Below are 15,000 nucleotides of genomic sequence, written 5' to 3'. Positions count from 1 at the left end.
GAAGTCCGGATGGTCGCGCGGTACGTCGTCTCGCCGCAGGGTGCCCGTCGCGCGCACCCGGACATCGGCTCCGCCCTGGCCGCCGCCGCCCGGCGGGGCCGAGCGGCCCGGGTGGAGATCGCGCCCGGCCGCTACGAGGAACTGCTCTCGGTCGAGGGCGACGTCGAGTTGGTCGCGGTCGACGGCCCGGGCTCCGTGGTGGTGCACCGCCCGCGCGGCACGGTCCTGGACGCCGCCGGGACGGTCCGGGTGCACGGCCTCGTGCTGAGCGGCCGGGACGCCGACGTCGTCAACTGCTGTGCCGGCACGCTGGTGTTGGACCACGTCGAGGTGCGGGCCCCGGGCGGCGTCGGCGTGCACGCGCGGCCGAACACCACCGTGACGCTGCGGGACAGCGAGGTGCGGCACGGCCGGACCCTCTTCGCCGGGGCCGACGGCCGCATCGAACGGTGCCGGTTCGTCGACGCCGCCGACAACGCGGTCGCCGCCATCGAAGGCGCCCGCATCACCGTCCGCGACAGCTGGATCGGCGGCAGCCGCCTCCACGGCGTGCGGGTCAGCGACGCGCGGGCCGAGGTCACCGGGTGCCGGCTGACCGGCACCCGGAAGGCGTCCCTGGTGGCGGACACGCAGGCGGAACTCGCCGTGGCCGACTGCGCGATCGACGCCGTGGACGCCGAGGCCGTCCTGTTCATCGAGCAGTCCCGCGGTTCCGTGGACGGCATCCGGGTCACCGACGCGCAACACGGGATCGCGGTCGCGAGCGGCGCCGACCCGGTGGTGCGCGGCTGCACGCTCACCGGGTGCCGGGACACCGGCATCAACGTCCAGACGGGAGGCCGCGGCAGGTTCGAGGACTGCACGGTCGTCGCCGCCGGCAACATCGCGGTGTTCTCGACCGACGGCGGGGCCCCCGACGTCCACGGCTGCCGCATCGCGGGAGGCAACGTCGGCATCGCCGTGACCGCGGCCGCCAGGGGCCGCTTCGCCCGGATCGAGGTCGAGGACCTGACGAGCGTGGCACTGCGGGTCCGCGACGAGTCCACGGCCACCTTCGAGCGGGTCCGGGTGGCGCGCTGCCCGTCCGGCCTGGAGACCAAGGGGGGCGTGGGCACCACCGCCGAGGTCGTGGACGCCGCGTTCCGCGACTGCGGCATGTCCGCCGTGGAGGTGCTCGGGCACTCCCGGGCCACGCTCAAGGGCGCGGTCGCCGAGCGCGGGCGGCTGGGCTTCGGCGTCGGCGAGGACGGCCAACTGTTCCTGCACGACTGCGCGGTGACGGCGGTGAGCGCCGGTGGCGCGATCGGCTTCGGCGCGGCGCGGCTCGTCGCGCGCGACCTCACGGTGACCGGCTCGGCGGCGTTCGGCGTCTGCGGGCTGGGTTCCGCCTATCTGGACGTGGTGAACGGCCGGTTCGTCGACTGCGCGGCCGTCGGCGCGAGCTTCGACGAGCGGGCCACCGGCCGGCTGGCGGACTGCGCGATCGACGGCGACCGGGGCGCGGCCGTACTGGACAACGGCCGCGTCGAGCTGGTCTCCCTCCGCACGACGCTGCGGGTCGTCAAGCGGGAGCCGAAGCCGGCCGAGCCCGCCCCGACGATCGTCAACAACTTCCACGGCCCGGTCTTCAACGCCGCCGCCACCGGCATCCAGTTGGCGTGGAACAACCACGACGTCATCCAGCAGCAGACCAACGAGGACGGATCCCGCACATGAGTGAGCCGCAGCACGATCAGCACTCCTCCGGGCCGGTGTTCAACGGCGCCGTCTCCGGATCCCAGTTCGCCTGGAACAACGAGACGGCCCACCAGAACCAGCAGAACGTGGGCGGCGCGACGCCGGGCTTCGAGGCGCTCACCGCGCTCGTCACCGACCTGCTGCGGGAACTGCCCCGGGTCGGCCTGGCCGCTCAGGACCGTGCGGACACCGAGGAGGCGGCCCGCGCGGTGCTCGCGACGCTCGCCGAGCCGACCCCGCCACAGGCGGGCCGGCTCCGCCAGGCGCTGGCCGTGCTCAAGGGCGTCCTGGCCCCGGTCGCGACCGGGTTGGCGGCCGGTACGGCGGCCGGGGCGCAGGACTGGGCCCGCACCGCGATCGAGGGTTTGACCCACAGCCTGTGACGTCCCGGCGCGGCCGCCGGGGTAGGGCACAGGGACGGACCGGGGTCGAGCCCGCCGCCGGTCTGACGTCTCACTGAAGGAGCTGGAGATGACGACCGCCATCAAGCACCACGACGTCGAGGTCAACGGAGTGCGGCTGCACGTCGCCGAGCAGGGGGAGGGGCCGCTGGTCCTGCTGCTGCACGGCTTCCCCGAATGCTGGTACTCCTGGCGGCACCAGTTCGCCCCGCTCGCCGCGGCCGGGTACCGGGTCGTCGCCCCCGACCAGCGCGGCTACGGCCGCAGCGACCGCCCCAAGGACCCGTCCTCGTACACCGTCCACCACCTCACCGGCGACGTCGTCGCGCTGATCCACGCACTGGGGGAGTCCCGCGCCTTCCTGGTCGGCCACGACTGGGGCGCCCCGGTGGCCTGGACGACCGCACAGCTCCGTCCGGACCTGGTGCGCGGCGTCGCCGGCCTCAGCGTGCCGCCGTTCCCGCGCGGCCGGCAGTCGATGGCCGCCGCGTACCGCCAACAGCTGGGCGAGCGCTACTACTTCGTCTACTTCCAGGAGCCGGGCCGGGCCGATGCCGAGCTGGCGCGGGACGTCCGCGCCACCTTCCGGCGGATCCTGGCCGGGCGGCCCGCGGACGGCGACGGCCTGCTCTGGTACGCCCCGGCCGACGGGCGGCTCCTCGACGCGCTGGCCGACCCCGGGGAGCTGCCGGCCTGGCTGACCGAGGCCGACCTCGACGCGTTCGTCGCGGAGTACGCCCCGCATGGCGCCGAGGCGTTCACCGGCGGCCTCAACTGGTACCGCGCCACCGACCTCAACTGGGAACTGACCGCCGCACTGGACGGGTTGCCGGTCACCGTGCCGGCGCTGTTCCTCGCCGGCGAACAGGACATCGTCACCGCCCTGCCCGCGGCGCGGGACTTCATCGCCGCGTTGCCGCAGGTGCTGCCGCGACTGCACCACAGCGCACTGCTCCCGGACTGCGGCCACTGGACGCAGCAGGAGCGACCCGACGAGGTCAACGCGGCCTGCTGGACTTCTTCGGCAGCGTTCGGGACTGACGTTCGGGACTGACGTCCGGGGCTGGCGTCCGGCGGGCGGTGGCGGGCGGGGTCGGTAGGAGCGCGCCCCGCCCGCCCGGACCGGAATCGGCCAAGTGCGGTGGCCGGAACCGGAGTTCGGGGCCGGGCGTCGGTACCACCATGGCGAGGAGCACGGGGGTGCCGCAATGACAGAGCCTTTCGAGATGGGCGTGTTCGCCCTGAGCGGGGAGCTGCGCCGGCTCGGGCCGTACCGGTTGCTCGGCCAACTGGCCACCGGCGGGATGGGCGTGATCTACCTCGGGCGGGATCCGGGCACCGGCCGGATCGCCGCCGTGAAGACCCTGCTCGCCCCCGGCGGCGTCACCGCGGAGGCCCGCAAGCGCTTCGACCGGGAGGTCCGGCTCGCCCGTCGCGTCACGAGCACCCACACCGCCCGGGTGTGGGACTCCGACGTCGAGGCCGGCCGACCCTGGATGGCCATGGAGTACGTGCCGGCGCCCTCGTTGGAGGCGCTGGTGGTGCAGCAGGGGGCCCTGGGGGACGAGCGGGCCGTGCGCTGGATCGCCTCCGGGGTCGTGCGGGCGCTGGCCGAACTGCACGGCAAGGGCATCGTGCACCGGGACGTCAAGCCGCTGAACATCCTGCTGTCCGCCGACGGACCGAAGGTCATCGACTTCGGCATCTCCCACGCCAGCGACCTCACCAGCACCCAACTCACCCTGGGCACCATCGCCTTCGCCGCGCCGGAACAGGCCGACGGGCAGCCCAGCACCCCGGCCTCGGACGTCTACGCCCTCGGCATCACCCTGTACTACGTGGCCTGCGGGAAGCTGCCCTACCCGCCGACCCACGAGCCGTTGCAGCAGCTCAACTACGTCCGGCGGGCCGCCATCGACCTGGCCGGACTGCCCCCGGAGCTGACCGGAGTGGTCCGCGACTGCCTCGCGGTCGACCCCGACGACCGGCCCACCGCCGAAGAGTTGGTCCGACGCTTCGCGAAGGGCACCACCCGGGTTCTGCCGCCCGGCTGGACGTCACTGATCGGGCGGTACGCCGACCAGGGCCGCCGGCTCCGCCGCGCCGCCGACCAGGCGGAGGCCGAGACCGTCACCCGCAGCTGGACCTCGGACCTCCCGGGCCGGACCAAACTCCTCACCCAGGAGCCGGCGGAGCGGGCGGACGCACCGCGGCGGTCGCGCCCGGAGCCGAGGAACGACCCGCCCCCGGCGGCGTCGCGTCCGGACGGGAAACCGGCACGCACGGTCGAGTGGGGCGCGATGCTCGGGGCCGTACTCGTCGTCCTGGCCCTCGTCTTGCTGGTCCAGCACCGCAACGACGCGTCGCCGGACACGGCGACCGGTGGGCCGACGAGCAGCACCTCCGACGCCACCACCTACAGCGCCGCCCCGACGACCTACGGCCCCGAGCCGACCACGTACGGCCCCGAGCCCACGACGTACAGCCCCGGCCCCACGACCTACAGTCCGCGCCCGACCCCGTCCAGCGCCGACGACCTCGCCTTCGGCCGGATCGCCGCCGACGACTGCCTGGGCAACCGCTACGACGCGAACTGGACGCCCGACACCCCGACGGTGACCGGCTGTGCGGGCTCCGACGCCTACTACCGGGTGCAGTCCGTTTCGCGGTCGGTGACCTGCACCTCCGACGACATGACGTGGTTCCACACCAACGGCGACAGCACCGAGGCCAACCTCTGCCTGCGGCGCAACTACGCCGTCGGCCAGTGCATGTTCGCCGTCGCGCAGGGCTCCTCGACGCTCTCCGTCTACACCAACGCCCTCACCCCGTGCGGCGCCGGCATCCCGGACAAGTACCAGTACACCGTCCAGGTCACGCGGGTGTTCCCCAACGGTGCGCCGAACGACGCCTGCGGCGGCGACCGGCTCTGGAAGACCGACGGCGCCACCGTCTACTGCGGCAAGGCGATCTGGAAGCGGCACGGACTGCCCGACATGTAGGGCGCCGCCGGGCGCGGCCGGTCACAACTCGCCGGCCCGCCACCGGGACTCCTCGTCGGCCAGGGCCGCCGGACACGGGGTGCGGCGCACCGCGGCCAGCCAGGCGTGCAGGAGCGGGCCGAGGGGCGCGGGGGCGTCCGGGGGCGCGCTGCCGTCATCGGTGAGCACGGCGAGGAGGGCCGCCGCGGTCGGTTCGTCCGGGGCGCAGGAGGGGCAGAGCACGGATTCCCGCAGACCGTGCACCGGCGCTCCGGAGCGGTTGCGCCAGGTGTGGGGGTGGCGCACCACCAGGAGCACCGGGGTCCGGCACCGGGGGCAGGAGGGTGCGGCGGGGTCGGCGGGGTCGGCGGTGGTGTTCATGCCAGGCCCGCCCAGGCTTCGGCGCCGAACGCGCCCTTGACGTCGGAGGCGAGGGTGCCGGCGTTCACCGTGGCGGGCAGGGCGTAGACGGTGGTCTTCGCGGTGCCGCGGAGGCTGAGGTGGACGGGGTGGTCGCCGGGGTGGTCGGCGAGGAGCCGCTTGAGTTCGTGCACCCCGTCCTCGGTGAGGCGGTGCGCGAGGAAGACCAGCCGCACCGGAGGCCGTCCGCCGTGCTCGGCCGCGGACACGTCCAGCACGGCGAGTTCCCGGCCGAAGACGTTCAGGGTGCCGTCGCGGTCCTCGAGCCGGCCGCGGACGGCGATGACGGCGTCCTCGGTCAGCGCGGGCTGCACGAGGTGGTAGGCGGCCGGGAAGAACAGCACCTCGATGCTGGCGTCGCGGTCCGCGAGGGTGACGATGGCCCAGGCGTTGCCCTGTTTGGTCACCTTGCGCTGGATGCCGGCGATCAGCCCGGACAGCTGCACCTCTCCGGTGGTGCGGCCGGAGCCGAGCAGTTCGGCGAGCGAGCAGTCCCGCGCGCCGGCGAGGACGTGTTCGGCGCCGTCCAAGGGGTGGGCGGAGACGTACAGGCCGAGCATCTCGCGTTCGGTGGCGAGCAGTTGGCGGCGCGGCCACTCCTGCGCGTCGTCCGGCAGGTCCAGCCCGAAGGCCGGTCGGTCGTCGGCCCCGCCGCCGAGCCCGGCGAACAGGTCGTCCTGGCCGAAGCCGGCCGCCTTCTTCACCGGGATGATCGCGTCGATGGCGCCCTCGTGGACCGCGGTCAGTCCCCGGCGGGTGTGGCCGAGGGAGTCGAAGGCGCCGGCCTTGATCAGGGACTCCACGGCCCGCTTGTTCAGCGCGGGCAGGTCGACCTTGTCCACGAAGTCGGCGAACGAGGCGAACCTCCCCTTGTGCCGGCGGGCGTCGACGACGGCCTCGATGACGGCGTCACCGACGTTGCGCACCGAGCGCAGCCCGAACCGCACGTCGTCGCCGACCGCGGTGAACTCCGCGACGGACTCGTTGACGTCGGGCTGGAGGACCCGGACGCCGTTCTTGCGGGCGTCGGCGAGGTAGACGGCGGCCTTGTCCTTGTCGTCGCCGACCGAGGTGAGCAGCGCGGCCATGTACTCCGCCGGGTAGTTGGCCTTGAGGTACGCGGTCCAGTAGGAGACGAGGCCGTAGCCGGCGGTGTGCGACTTGTTGAAGGCGTAGCCGGAGAACGGCAGCATCACGTCCCACAGGGCCCGCACCGCCTCGTCTGAGTAGCCGTTGGCGCGCATGCCGCCGTGGAACTTCTCCCACTCCGCGGCCAGCACCTCCGGTTTCTTCTTGCCCATCGCGCGGCGCAGCATGTCGGCGCCGCCCAGCGTGTAGCCGGCCAACTGCCGGGCGATGGCCATGATCTGCTCCTGGAAGATGAGCAGGTGGTGGGTGGAGCCCAGGATCGGCTCCAGGGCCTCCTTGAGCTCCGGGTGGATGGGCGTCGGGTCCTGTTTGCCGTTCTGCCGCAGGGCGTAGTTGGTGTGCGCGTTGGCGGCCATCGGGCCGGGCCGGTAGAGGGCGTTGGCCGCGGCGATGTCCTCGAAGCGGGTGGGTTCCATCAGTTTGAGCAGGGCCCGCATGCCGCCGCCGTCGAGCTGGAAGACGCCGAAGGTGTTGCCGTCGGCCAGCAGCCGGTACGTCGGGGCGTCGTCCAGGGGGATCACGACGGTGGCCGGGTCGCCGTCCAGGGGGTCCACGGTGGCCAGTTGCACGCCCCGGTTCCCGCGGATGTTCGCCAGCGCCTGGTCGATCACGCCGAGGTTCCGCAGGCCCAGGAAGTCCATCTTGATCAGGCCCATCGCCTCGCACGACGGGTAGTCGAACCCGGTGATCCGGGCGCCGTCCGCGGCCCGCATGTGCAGCGGGATCCGGTCGGTCAGCCGGGTCTTGGACAGGATCACCGCCGCGGCGTGCACGCCGGTGCCGCGGGTCAGGCCCTCCACGCCGCGGGCGGTGTCGATCACCTGCTGCACGTCCGGTTCGGCGGCGTACAGCCGGCGGATCTCGCCGGCCTCGGCGTACCGCTCGTGCGCGGGGTCGAAGAGGGCGGCGAGCGGGGCGGACGTGCCGTTGTGGTCCGGCGGGAGCGCCTTGGTGATCCGTTCGCCGTGTGCGTAGGGGTAGCCCAGGATCCGCGAGGAGTCCTTGATCGCGTTCTTCGCCTTGATCTTGCCGAACGTGTTGACCATGGCGGTGTACGCGTCGCCGTACTTCTCGGTGACGTAGCGGACCATCCGGTCGCGCTGGCGGTCGTCGAAGTCGAGGTCGACGTCCGGCGGGTTGATCCGCTCGGGGTTGAGGAACCGTTCGAAGAGCAGGCCGTGCTCCAGCGGGCAGAGTTCGGTGATGCGGGTGGCGTAGGCGACGAGGGAGCCGGTGGCCGAGCCGCGGCCCGGGCCGATCGGGATCCTGTTCTCCCGGGCGTGCCGGCAGATGTCCGCGACGACCAGGAAGTAGGAGCTGAAGCCCATCGGGCCGATGACCGCCATCTCGGTCTCGAACCGCTCCAGGACGTGCGGGGGGACCGGGTCCCCGTAGCGCAGGCTCAGCCCCTTGAGGACCTCCTTGCGCAGCCAGGACTCCTGCGACTCGCCGTCGGGCAGGTCCGGGAACTGCGGCATCTCGTCGACGTGGTCGAAGACCGCGTCGTAGGGTTCGACGCGCTCGGCGATCAGCAGCGTGTGGTCGCAGGCCGCCGGGAGTTCGGCGAAGAGGCGGCGCATCTCGGCGGCGGACTTCAGGTAGTAGCCGGAGCCGTTGAAGCGGAACCGCCGGGGGTCGTCCTTGTTCTTGCCGACGCCGATGCACAGCAGGTTGTCGTGGGCGTCGGCCTGGTCCTCGGTGACGTAGTGCGCGTCGTTGGTGGCCAGCAGCGGGAGGTCGAGGTCCTTCGCCAGGCGCAGCAGGTCGTCGCGGACGGTCCGTTCGATGTCCAAGCCGTGGTCCATCAGCTCCAGGAAGTAGTTCTCCCGCCCGAAGAGGTCCTGGTAGGCGCCGGCCGCGGCCCGTGCCTGCGCGTACTGGCCGAGCCGCAGCCGGGTCTGGACCTCACCGGAGGGGCAGCCGGTGGTGGCGATGATGCCGTCCGGCCGCTGTGCGATCAGCTCGCGGTCCATCCGCGGCTTGCCGGCCGGGAACTGGCCCTCGTAACTGGCCTGCGTGGAGAGCCAGAACAGGTTCCGCAGGCCCTGGACGTTCTGCGCCCACATGGTGAGGTGGGTGAAGCGGCCGCCCCCGGAGACGTCCTTGGACCCTTCGCCGTCGTCGCTGACGGCGCGCCGGCCCCCGGGGCCCCAGAACTCCTGCTTCCGGGTGAACCGGGACGACGGCGCCACGTACGCCTCGATCCCGATGATCGGCTTGACCCCGTCGAAGCCCTTCGCGACCTGCGCGAACTCGTAGGCCCCGAACATGTTCCCGTGGTCGCTCATGGCGATCGCCGGCATCTGCTGCCGGGCCACCTCGGCGAACATCGGCTTGAGCTTCTGCGCGCCGTCCAGCATCGAGTACTCGGTGTGGTTGTGCAGATGGACGAAAGTGTCCGACACGGGTGCGTCACCTCCGGGAGGATGGGCGGCCCCACCCGGCCGGAGCCGCGGCGGTGGCCGTGCGGGCAGTCAGCAACGGAGCCGTGGGACGGACCGACCGGACCGTCCGCCACTCCGGACCCTTGCATGCCGAGTACAACCAGCAGTTGTCCATGGTCCAGCTGGGCGTCGTGCCCGTGCGGACTGCGCAGGCGGCACCGGCGGCCGTGCGCACGCCTGCGCGCCGCCGACCTACCGGTGTGTGCTGCGCACTCCCTGGAGTGCAGTCCGGATCCCCGTTGACGACCGCCATCCAAGCCGCCCCCCGCGCGGCGGATCAAACAACCGCCACATCGGCGTGCCACAACGAACTGTTGTGTATGTAGGGTGTCGGCCGTGGACCTCAAAGCTGTGCGGACCTTCGTCGCGGTCGCGGAGACGGGGCAGTTCCAGAAGGCCGCCATCGACCTCGCGCTCACCCAGCAGGCCGTCTCCAAGCGCATCGGCGCCCTGGAGGGCGAGCTCGGCGTGCGCCTGTTCACCCGGACGGCCCGGGGCGCCGCCCTCACCATCGACGGGCAGGCGTTCCTGCCGCACGCCCGGGCCCTCCTCCAGGCCGCGGAGCGGGCGGCGGCCTCCGTGCGACCCGGCAGCCGCGCGCTCCGCGTCGACGTGGTCGGCCGGCGGCTGGCGACGGCCGGCCTGCTGCGCGACTTCCACCGCGCGCATCCCGCCATCACCCTCGACGTGGTCACGCTCTCCGACGCCGACGAGGCCGTCGCCGCCGTCCGGGCCGGCGCGATCGACGCCGCCTTCCGCGCGGTCACCCGGCCCGGCGGCCAGCTGCCCGACGACGTCCGGGCCACCCCGGTCTTCGACGAGCCGCTCCAGCTGTGCGTCGGCCCGGCCCACCGGTTCGCCGCCGCCCCCGCGGTCACCCCGGCCCAACTCGCCGGCCACCGGATCTGGATGCCCGGCGCCGCGCCCGGCACGGAGTGGCGCGCCTACTACGACGACCTGGCCGCCGCCTTCGGGCTGACCCTCGACACGATCGGACCGGACTTCGGCATCGAGGCGCTCCTCGACGCCCTCGCGGACTCCGCGACGCTGGCGACCTTCTTCGGCCGGCGGACCCCCCTCGTCTGGCCCGACGGCCACGACCTGCGGCGGATCACCCTCCACGGTCCGACGCCGGTGTACCCGCACTCGTTGCTCTGGCGCGGCGACAACCCGCACCCCGGACTCACCGCGCTCCGCGACCACCTCGCCGCGCTGCCCGTCGAGCACCCCGACGCCGAGACGTGGCGGCCGAGTTGGGCGCAGCGGCGCACGCCGCCCGGGTAGGCCGGCGGCCCGGCACCGACGTCAGTCGCCCGCCAGCCCCTTGCGGAAGACCGTGGAGCTCCGGGCGACCGTCATGCCGACCCGCAGGTACAGCGCGAGCGCACCGGTGTCCGAATGGGTCCACAGGGTGCAACGCCGCCTGCCGTGCCGGTGGAAGGCGCGGAAGGCGTGGTGCAGCAGCAGGCGGGCGATGCCCCGGTTGCGGTGGTCGGCGTGGACCGCGACCTGCTCGACGTAGCCCTCGCCGGTCTCCGGCAGGTCCAACGACAGTACGGCGCCCACCAGTTGACCGTCGGTGAAGGCCAGCGCCGACAGGGCGGGCGCGAAGGCGGGCCGGTCGACCGTGTGCCGGGCCCACTCCGGGTAGGACTTGCGGCGCGGCTGCCACGCGGCGAACGCGTCCTCGACGAGGCGGTGGGCGGCGCGTTCGTCGCCGGGGCGGAACGGCCGGACCGTGAGGCCCGCGGGTGGCGCGGGCACCACCGGCTCCTCGGGCATGTCGTACGCCAACTGCCAGGACCGCACCAGGGGTTGGTACCCGCGGGAGCGCAGCAGGGCGACGGCGCCGGCGTCGTCGTCCGGCACGGTCTGCGCGATCCCCGCACTCCCGGCCTGACGCGCCCGGGCCTCGGCCCAGTCCAGGAGGGCGGCCCCCAGCCCGCGGCCCCGGTGGGCGGGATGGACGTCCACTTCGCAGCGCCGGTCCACCCAGGCCCGGGCGGCCAGTCGGCCCGCCCGGTCGTGGACCAGCAGGGTGTCGTGCGCCGGGTCCAGCCCCGGGCGGTGGAGGTCCGCGGCGATGCCGCCGGGATCGGTCTCCGCCCGCCCGTGGAGGGCGCGTTCGCAGGCGGCTACCAGGCGGTGGACCGCGGGCACGTCGTCGACCGCGGTCGGTCTGGCCCGGTAGCCCGCGGGCAGGGGCGGCAGGAGTACGGACATCGGCGGAGACTACCCCCGGGGCGGGGCGTCCGCCACGGCCCTCAGCCCGCTTCGGGGTCCGTCGTGGTGCGGTCCACCAGGCGCTCGTAGCGCTGTCGGGCCGCCTGGGGGGTGCCGAGGCCGAGGCCGAAGGAGATCTCCTGCCAGGTCATGCCGCGGCCGCGGGCCATCTGGAGGAGGCCGGCCTCCAGTTCGTCCATCTCCCCGCGCACCATCGGGACCAGACTCAGTGCGGCGGTGACGTCGGCGCGGTCCACCTCCGCTTCGCCGTCCTGGAGCAGGGCGGCCCCGCTGAGCAGGAACGACACGAGCCGGACGGCTTCGTGCGGGCTGACGAAGGCGGGGTTGACCTGGCGCCGGCGCTGTTCCTCGGTGGCCGCGTGCCGCTCGGCGATCCGGAAGAGGGCGGCGTGGGCGCGGTGGGCGCGTGCCAGGCCGGGGTCCGGGGGAGTGAACGGGTCGGTGGGGGCGGCCGGTTGGTCGGACTGCTGGGGCTGTTGCGGTTGCTGGGACTGCTGAGGCTGCTCCGAGGTCGCTGACATGGCGTCAGGATGCCGACTTGAGCGATACGTTGTCAATGGATTTAAGTGAACGAGTTGTTCAATCGCGTTGCGGGTGCAAGGGGTGGGTGCAAGAGGTGGCGGCGTCCGGGGTGAGGGCGTCCGCGGCGGAGGGGTGATCGAAGGCGGGGGAGGGCCGGGTCGCCTCCGTCCTTCGAGGTCTCTTTACCCCCTCCGGGTATGGTGCGCCGGACTTCCCCGCCCCTGCCGGGCGGGGAAGTCCGGGCTCCGGCGTCCGGATGCCCGTCCGGGATCGCGGCCCTACCCTCGGGGTATGCCGGGTCTTCGCGGAGCCCTAGCGGTGGTGGCGTCGGGTGCACTGGCCGGCGCCCTGGTGGGGATTTCGGCACCGGTCTCCGTCGCCGGACCGCAGGTGGCGGCCGACGGAGGGGTCCTCGCCCGGTTCTACGCCCAGCAGCCGGCCTGGCAGCCCTGCCCGGCGGACTTCCCCGGCACCGCGTCGTCCGGCCACGGCTCGGCGCCGCCGTCCACCGCCGCGCCGCCGACCACCGCCGCCGGCCGCTTCCAGTGCGCCCGCCTCGACGTGCCGCGCGACTACGCCCATCCGGAGCGCGGCACGTTGCGCGTCCAGATGGTCCGGCTGCCCGCGACCGGACCGGGCAAGCGGCTCGGCTCGCTCGTCATCAACCCCGGCGGCCCCGGTGATTCAGGCGTCAACTACCTCATGGGCAACAGTGACGGCTTCGCCCACCTCGGCCAGCGCTACGACCTGGTGAGCTTCGACCCGCGCGGCACCGGCCGCACCGAACCGGTCTCCTGCGGCACCGGCTACACCCCGGCCGGCGGCCAGGGCGCGGCCGGCCTCGCCACCGACGAGCAGCGCATCAACGCGGCCTGCGGCCGGTACTCCGGCGCGCTGCTGCCCTGGCTCGGCACGCCGGACGTCGCCCGGGACATGGACGTGCTGCGGTCCGCGGTCGGCGACCGCAAGCTCAGCTACCTCGGGTTCTCCTACGGGACCCGGCTCGGCGCCAACTACGCCCACCTCTTTCCGCGCAACGCCGGCCGGCTGGTCCTGGACAGCGTCGAGGACCCGACCAAGAACACCTGGCAGACCGCGGTCGCCCAGGCGGGCAGCTTCCAGCGGGTGCTCGGCGACTTCGCCGCGGACTGCGTGCGCACCAGCGGCTGCCCGCTCGGTACGGACGCCGCCGGCGCCAACCGCCAACTCACCGACTGGTACCAGAAACTGACGGACCATCCGATCTCCGCACAGGGCACCGACGTGGACGGCACGACCTACGTCTACGCGCTGCGGGAGGCCCTCTACAGCCGCGACAGCTGGCCCTCGTTGCGGGACGCGCTGGCGCAGCTGCGCCGCGGGGACGCCACCGGCATCCTCCAGCTGAGCGGTGGCGGCAGCGGCGGCAGCGGCACCGGCCGGGTCGGCGGCCGCCCCGCACGCGTCCCGACCGAGGCGATGCCCGCCCAGGACCAACTGGCCCTGCGGGCGATCAGCTGCCGGGACACCTCCGAGCGCTACGGTCCCGCCGACTACCCGCGCGCCGTGCGCGAACTCACCCAGGCCTCCCCGCTCTTCGGCCCGGACATCGCCCCGACGCTGCTGGACTGCTACGGCTGGCCGGTCCCGGGCGACGACTCCTCCCGCGAGGTGGCCGCGCACGACGCGCCGCCCGCCCTGCTCGTCGCCACCACCCGCGACCCCGCCACGCCGTACGAGGGCGCCGCGCACATGGCCCGGGCCCTGGGCAACTCCAGCGTGGTGCTGACCTACCACGGCGAGGGCCACGCCGCGTACACCTCCGGCAACCCGTGCGTGCGGCAGAAGGTGGACGGGTACCTGCTGGACGGCGTGCTGCCGGTGGGGGGCAGCGGCTGCCGCTGACCGGCACCGGGACGCTGGGCCCCACGGCCGCCGCGGCGCTCAGCCCGCCTTCCGCCCGCGGCCGGCGGTCTGCTTGGCCGCGGCCGTCCGGCGTGCCGCCCCCGCGCTCTGCTCCGCACCCTTCCCGGTGCCGGTGGCGCCGGTGCCCTTGGTGGCGCGGCCCTTCGTGCCGGCGTCCTTCGTACCGGTGCCCTGCGTGCCGGTGCGCTTCGCCGCCGCGGTCTTCTTCGTCGCCGCCCCGCCCTTCGCGGTGCCGGCCGCGGTCCGTTTCGCGGGCGGCCGCTCGGCGGACTTCCGGGTGGTGGCGGTCTTCCGGGACGCGGTCCTGGTCGTCGGGCCGCCGGCCGACCGCGACCCGCGGCCCGATCCGGCCGTGCCGTCGGTGTCGCCGGTGTCGCCGGTGCCGTCCGCCGCGTCGGCCTCGCCGCGGGTCCGTTGCGCGGCCCGCACGCTGTCCTGGAGGGCCGCCATCAAGTCCACCACCTGGCCCGCCGGCCGCTCCTCGCCCGTCTCGAACGCCGGCTCGCGGTGCGCGAGCTTGGCCGCCACGATCTCCTCCAGGGCCTCCCGGTAGTGGTCGTGCACGTCGTCCTCGGACAGCTCGCCGAAGGAGTCCATCAGCGTCTCGGCGGCCCGCACCTCGTTGGCGGCGACCTTCACCTCCCCTTCCGGGAGGACACCGGTCATCGGACGGATCTGGTGCGGCCACAGCAGCACCTGCATCACCAGCACGTCCCCGACCGGCCGGATCATCGCCAGGGTCTCCCGGCCGTGCAGGGCGATCTTGCCCAGCCCCACCCGTCGGTGCCGTTCCATCGCGTCCCGCAGCAGGGCGTACGGCTTCGCCGCCGCCGGCCCGTCGACGCCCAGGTAGTAGCCCTTGCCCATCTGGAGCGGATCGATGTCGCCGCCCGCCACGAAGGCCAGGATGGTCAGGGTCTTGGCGGTCGGCAGCGGCAGCGCGTCCAGGTCGTCGTCGGTCAGTGGGACGACGGCGCCGTCGTCGGTGCGGTAGCCGCGGCCGATCTCGTCGGGGGAGACCTCGGTGCCTTCGAGGGAGCAGACCGGCTGGTTGCGGACCCGTCCGCCGTCGGCCGTGTGGATCCGCACGAAGCTGACCGCGGCCGTGGGGTCGGTGGCGTTGTAGGCGGCCACCGGGATCGTGACCAGGCCGAAGCTGAGGGAGAACTTCGCGGTGGGGCGCATGGGGGAGCCGCC

Annotated in this window: 11 protein-coding genes; 6 read left to right on the top strand and 5 right to left on the bottom strand. The window is 73.8% G+C overall.

Annotation, left to right across the window (positions count from 1 at the left end; all coding sequences use genetic code 11):
- Nucleotides 1-9: 9 nt before the first annotated feature.
- The 4 genes from ABD385_RS24290 to ABD385_RS24275 all read left to right on the top strand — a co-directional run bounded on the left by ABD385_RS24290 (nt 10) and on the right by ABD385_RS24275 (nt 5,140).
- Nucleotides 10-1,716 carry a right-handed parallel beta-helix repeat-containing protein gene (locus ABD385_RS24290; RefSeq protein ID WP_344579714.1) on the top strand — a complete coding sequence of 569 codons (1,707 nt, stop codon included), beginning with the start codon at nt 10-12 and terminating at the stop codon, nt 1,714-1,716.
- Nucleotides 1,713-2,120, top strand: a complete 408-nt coding sequence (locus tag ABD385_RS24285; RefSeq protein ID WP_344579711.1) for a hypothetical protein — start codon at nt 1,713-1,715, stop codon at nt 2,118-2,120. The genes ABD385_RS24290 and ABD385_RS24285 overlap by 4 nt, the downstream gene beginning before the upstream one ends.
- Nucleotides 2,121-2,208: 88 nt before the next feature.
- Complete coding sequence (locus ABD385_RS24280) at nt 2,209-3,192, top strand: alpha/beta fold hydrolase (protein WP_344579708.1); 984 nt, start codon at nt 2,209-2,211, stop codon at nt 3,190-3,192.
- Nucleotides 3,193-3,346: 154 nt separating this feature from the next.
- A complete protein-coding gene (locus tag ABD385_RS24275; RefSeq protein ID WP_344579706.1) occupies nt 3,347-5,140 on the top strand; it encodes a serine/threonine-protein kinase in 1,794 nt (597 codons plus the stop codon).
- Nucleotides 5,141-5,161: 21 nt separating this feature from the next.
- On the opposite strand, the gene ABD385_RS24270 is transcribed toward ABD385_RS24275, so the two are convergent.
- Both ABD385_RS24270 and dnaE read right to left on the bottom strand, forming a co-directional pair.
- Nucleotides 5,162-5,500, bottom strand: a complete 339-nt coding sequence (locus ABD385_RS24270; RefSeq protein WP_344579703.1) for a DUF6300 family protein — start codon at nt 5,498-5,500, stop codon at nt 5,162-5,164.
- Nucleotides 5,497-9,093 carry a DNA polymerase III subunit alpha gene (gene dnaE, locus ABD385_RS24265; RefSeq protein WP_344579701.1) on the bottom strand — a complete coding sequence of 1,199 codons (3,597 nt, stop codon included), beginning with the start codon at nt 9,091-9,093 and terminating at the stop codon, nt 5,497-5,499. The genes ABD385_RS24270 and dnaE overlap by 4 nt, the downstream gene beginning before the upstream one ends.
- A 375-nt stretch (nt 9,094-9,468) precedes the next feature.
- Here dnaE and ABD385_RS24260 point away from each other — a divergent pair, with 375 nt between their 5' ends.
- Entirely contained in the window at nt 9,469-10,416 is a 948-nt protein-coding gene (locus ABD385_RS24260; protein WP_344579699.1) for a LysR family transcriptional regulator, read from the top strand.
- 21 nt (nt 10,417-10,437) lie between these two features.
- Here the strand turns inward: ABD385_RS24260 and ABD385_RS24255 are convergent, their stop codons facing one another.
- Together ABD385_RS24255 and ABD385_RS24250 are read right to left on the bottom strand one after the other, a co-directional pair.
- A complete protein-coding gene (locus ABD385_RS24255) occupies nt 10,438-11,355 on the bottom strand; it encodes a GNAT family N-acetyltransferase (RefSeq protein ID WP_344579697.1) in 918 nt (305 codons plus the stop codon).
- A 41-nt stretch (nt 11,356-11,396) separates the two neighbouring features.
- Nucleotides 11,397-11,897, bottom strand: a complete 501-nt coding sequence (locus tag ABD385_RS24250; protein WP_344579695.1) for a DNA-binding protein — start codon at nt 11,895-11,897, stop codon at nt 11,397-11,399.
- Nucleotides 11,898-12,189: 292 nt separating this feature from the next.
- Here ABD385_RS24250 and ABD385_RS24245 point away from each other — a divergent pair, with 292 nt between their 5' ends.
- Complete coding sequence (locus ABD385_RS24245) at nt 12,190-13,782, top strand: alpha/beta hydrolase (RefSeq protein ID WP_344579692.1); 1,593 nt, start codon at nt 12,190-12,192, stop codon at nt 13,780-13,782.
- Between the two features lie 39 nt (nt 13,783-13,821).
- Here the strand turns inward: ABD385_RS24245 and ku are convergent, their stop codons facing one another.
- The gene (gene ku / locus ABD385_RS24240; protein WP_344579689.1) at nt 13,822-14,988 is read right to left on the bottom strand and encodes a non-homologous end joining protein Ku; all 1,167 of its coding nucleotides are present in this window, start codon (nt 14,986-14,988) and stop codon (nt 13,822-13,824) included.
- Nucleotides 14,989-15,000 lie beyond the last annotated feature (12 nt).

This window comes from Streptomyces lunalinharesii (assembly GCF_039532155.1).
GTDB lineage: Bacteria > Actinomycetota > Actinomycetes > Streptomycetales > Streptomycetaceae > Streptomyces > Streptomyces lunalinharesii.
This window is presented reverse-complemented; position numbering and strand designations above follow the sequence as displayed.

Bases quoted from the DNA above. Each gene is read 5' to 3' on its own strand.
- ABD385_RS24290 (WP_344579714.1), top strand. From the start codon at position 10: ATGGTCGCGCGGTACGTCGTCTCGCCGCAGGGTGCCCGTCGCGCGCAC.
- ABD385_RS24285 (WP_344579711.1), top strand. From the start codon at position 1,713: ATGAGTGAGCCGCAGCACGATCAGCACTCCTCCGGGCCGGTGTTCAAC.
- ABD385_RS24280 (WP_344579708.1), top strand. From the start codon at position 2,209: ATGACGACCGCCATCAAGCACCACGACGTCGAGGTCAACGGAGTGCGG.
- ABD385_RS24275 (WP_344579706.1), top strand. From the start codon at position 3,347: ATGACAGAGCCTTTCGAGATGGGCGTGTTCGCCCTGAGCGGGGAGCTG.
- ABD385_RS24270 (WP_344579703.1), bottom strand. From the start codon at position 5,500: ATGAACACCACCGCCGACCCCGCCGACCCCGCCGCACCCTCCTGCCCC.
- ABD385_RS24255 (WP_344579697.1), bottom strand. From the start codon at position 11,355: ATGTCCGTACTCCTGCCGCCCCTGCCCGCGGGCTACCGGGCCAGACCG.
- ABD385_RS24250 (WP_344579695.1), bottom strand. From the start codon at position 11,897: ATGTCAGCGACCTCGGAGCAGCCTCAGCAGTCCCAGCAACCGCAACAG.
- ABD385_RS24245 (WP_344579692.1), top strand. From the start codon at position 12,190: ATGCCGGGTCTTCGCGGAGCCCTAGCGGTGGTGGCGTCGGGTGCACTG.
- ku (WP_344579689.1), bottom strand. From the start codon at position 14,988: ATGCGCCCCACCGCGAAGTTCTCCCTCAGCTTCGGCCTGGTCACGATC.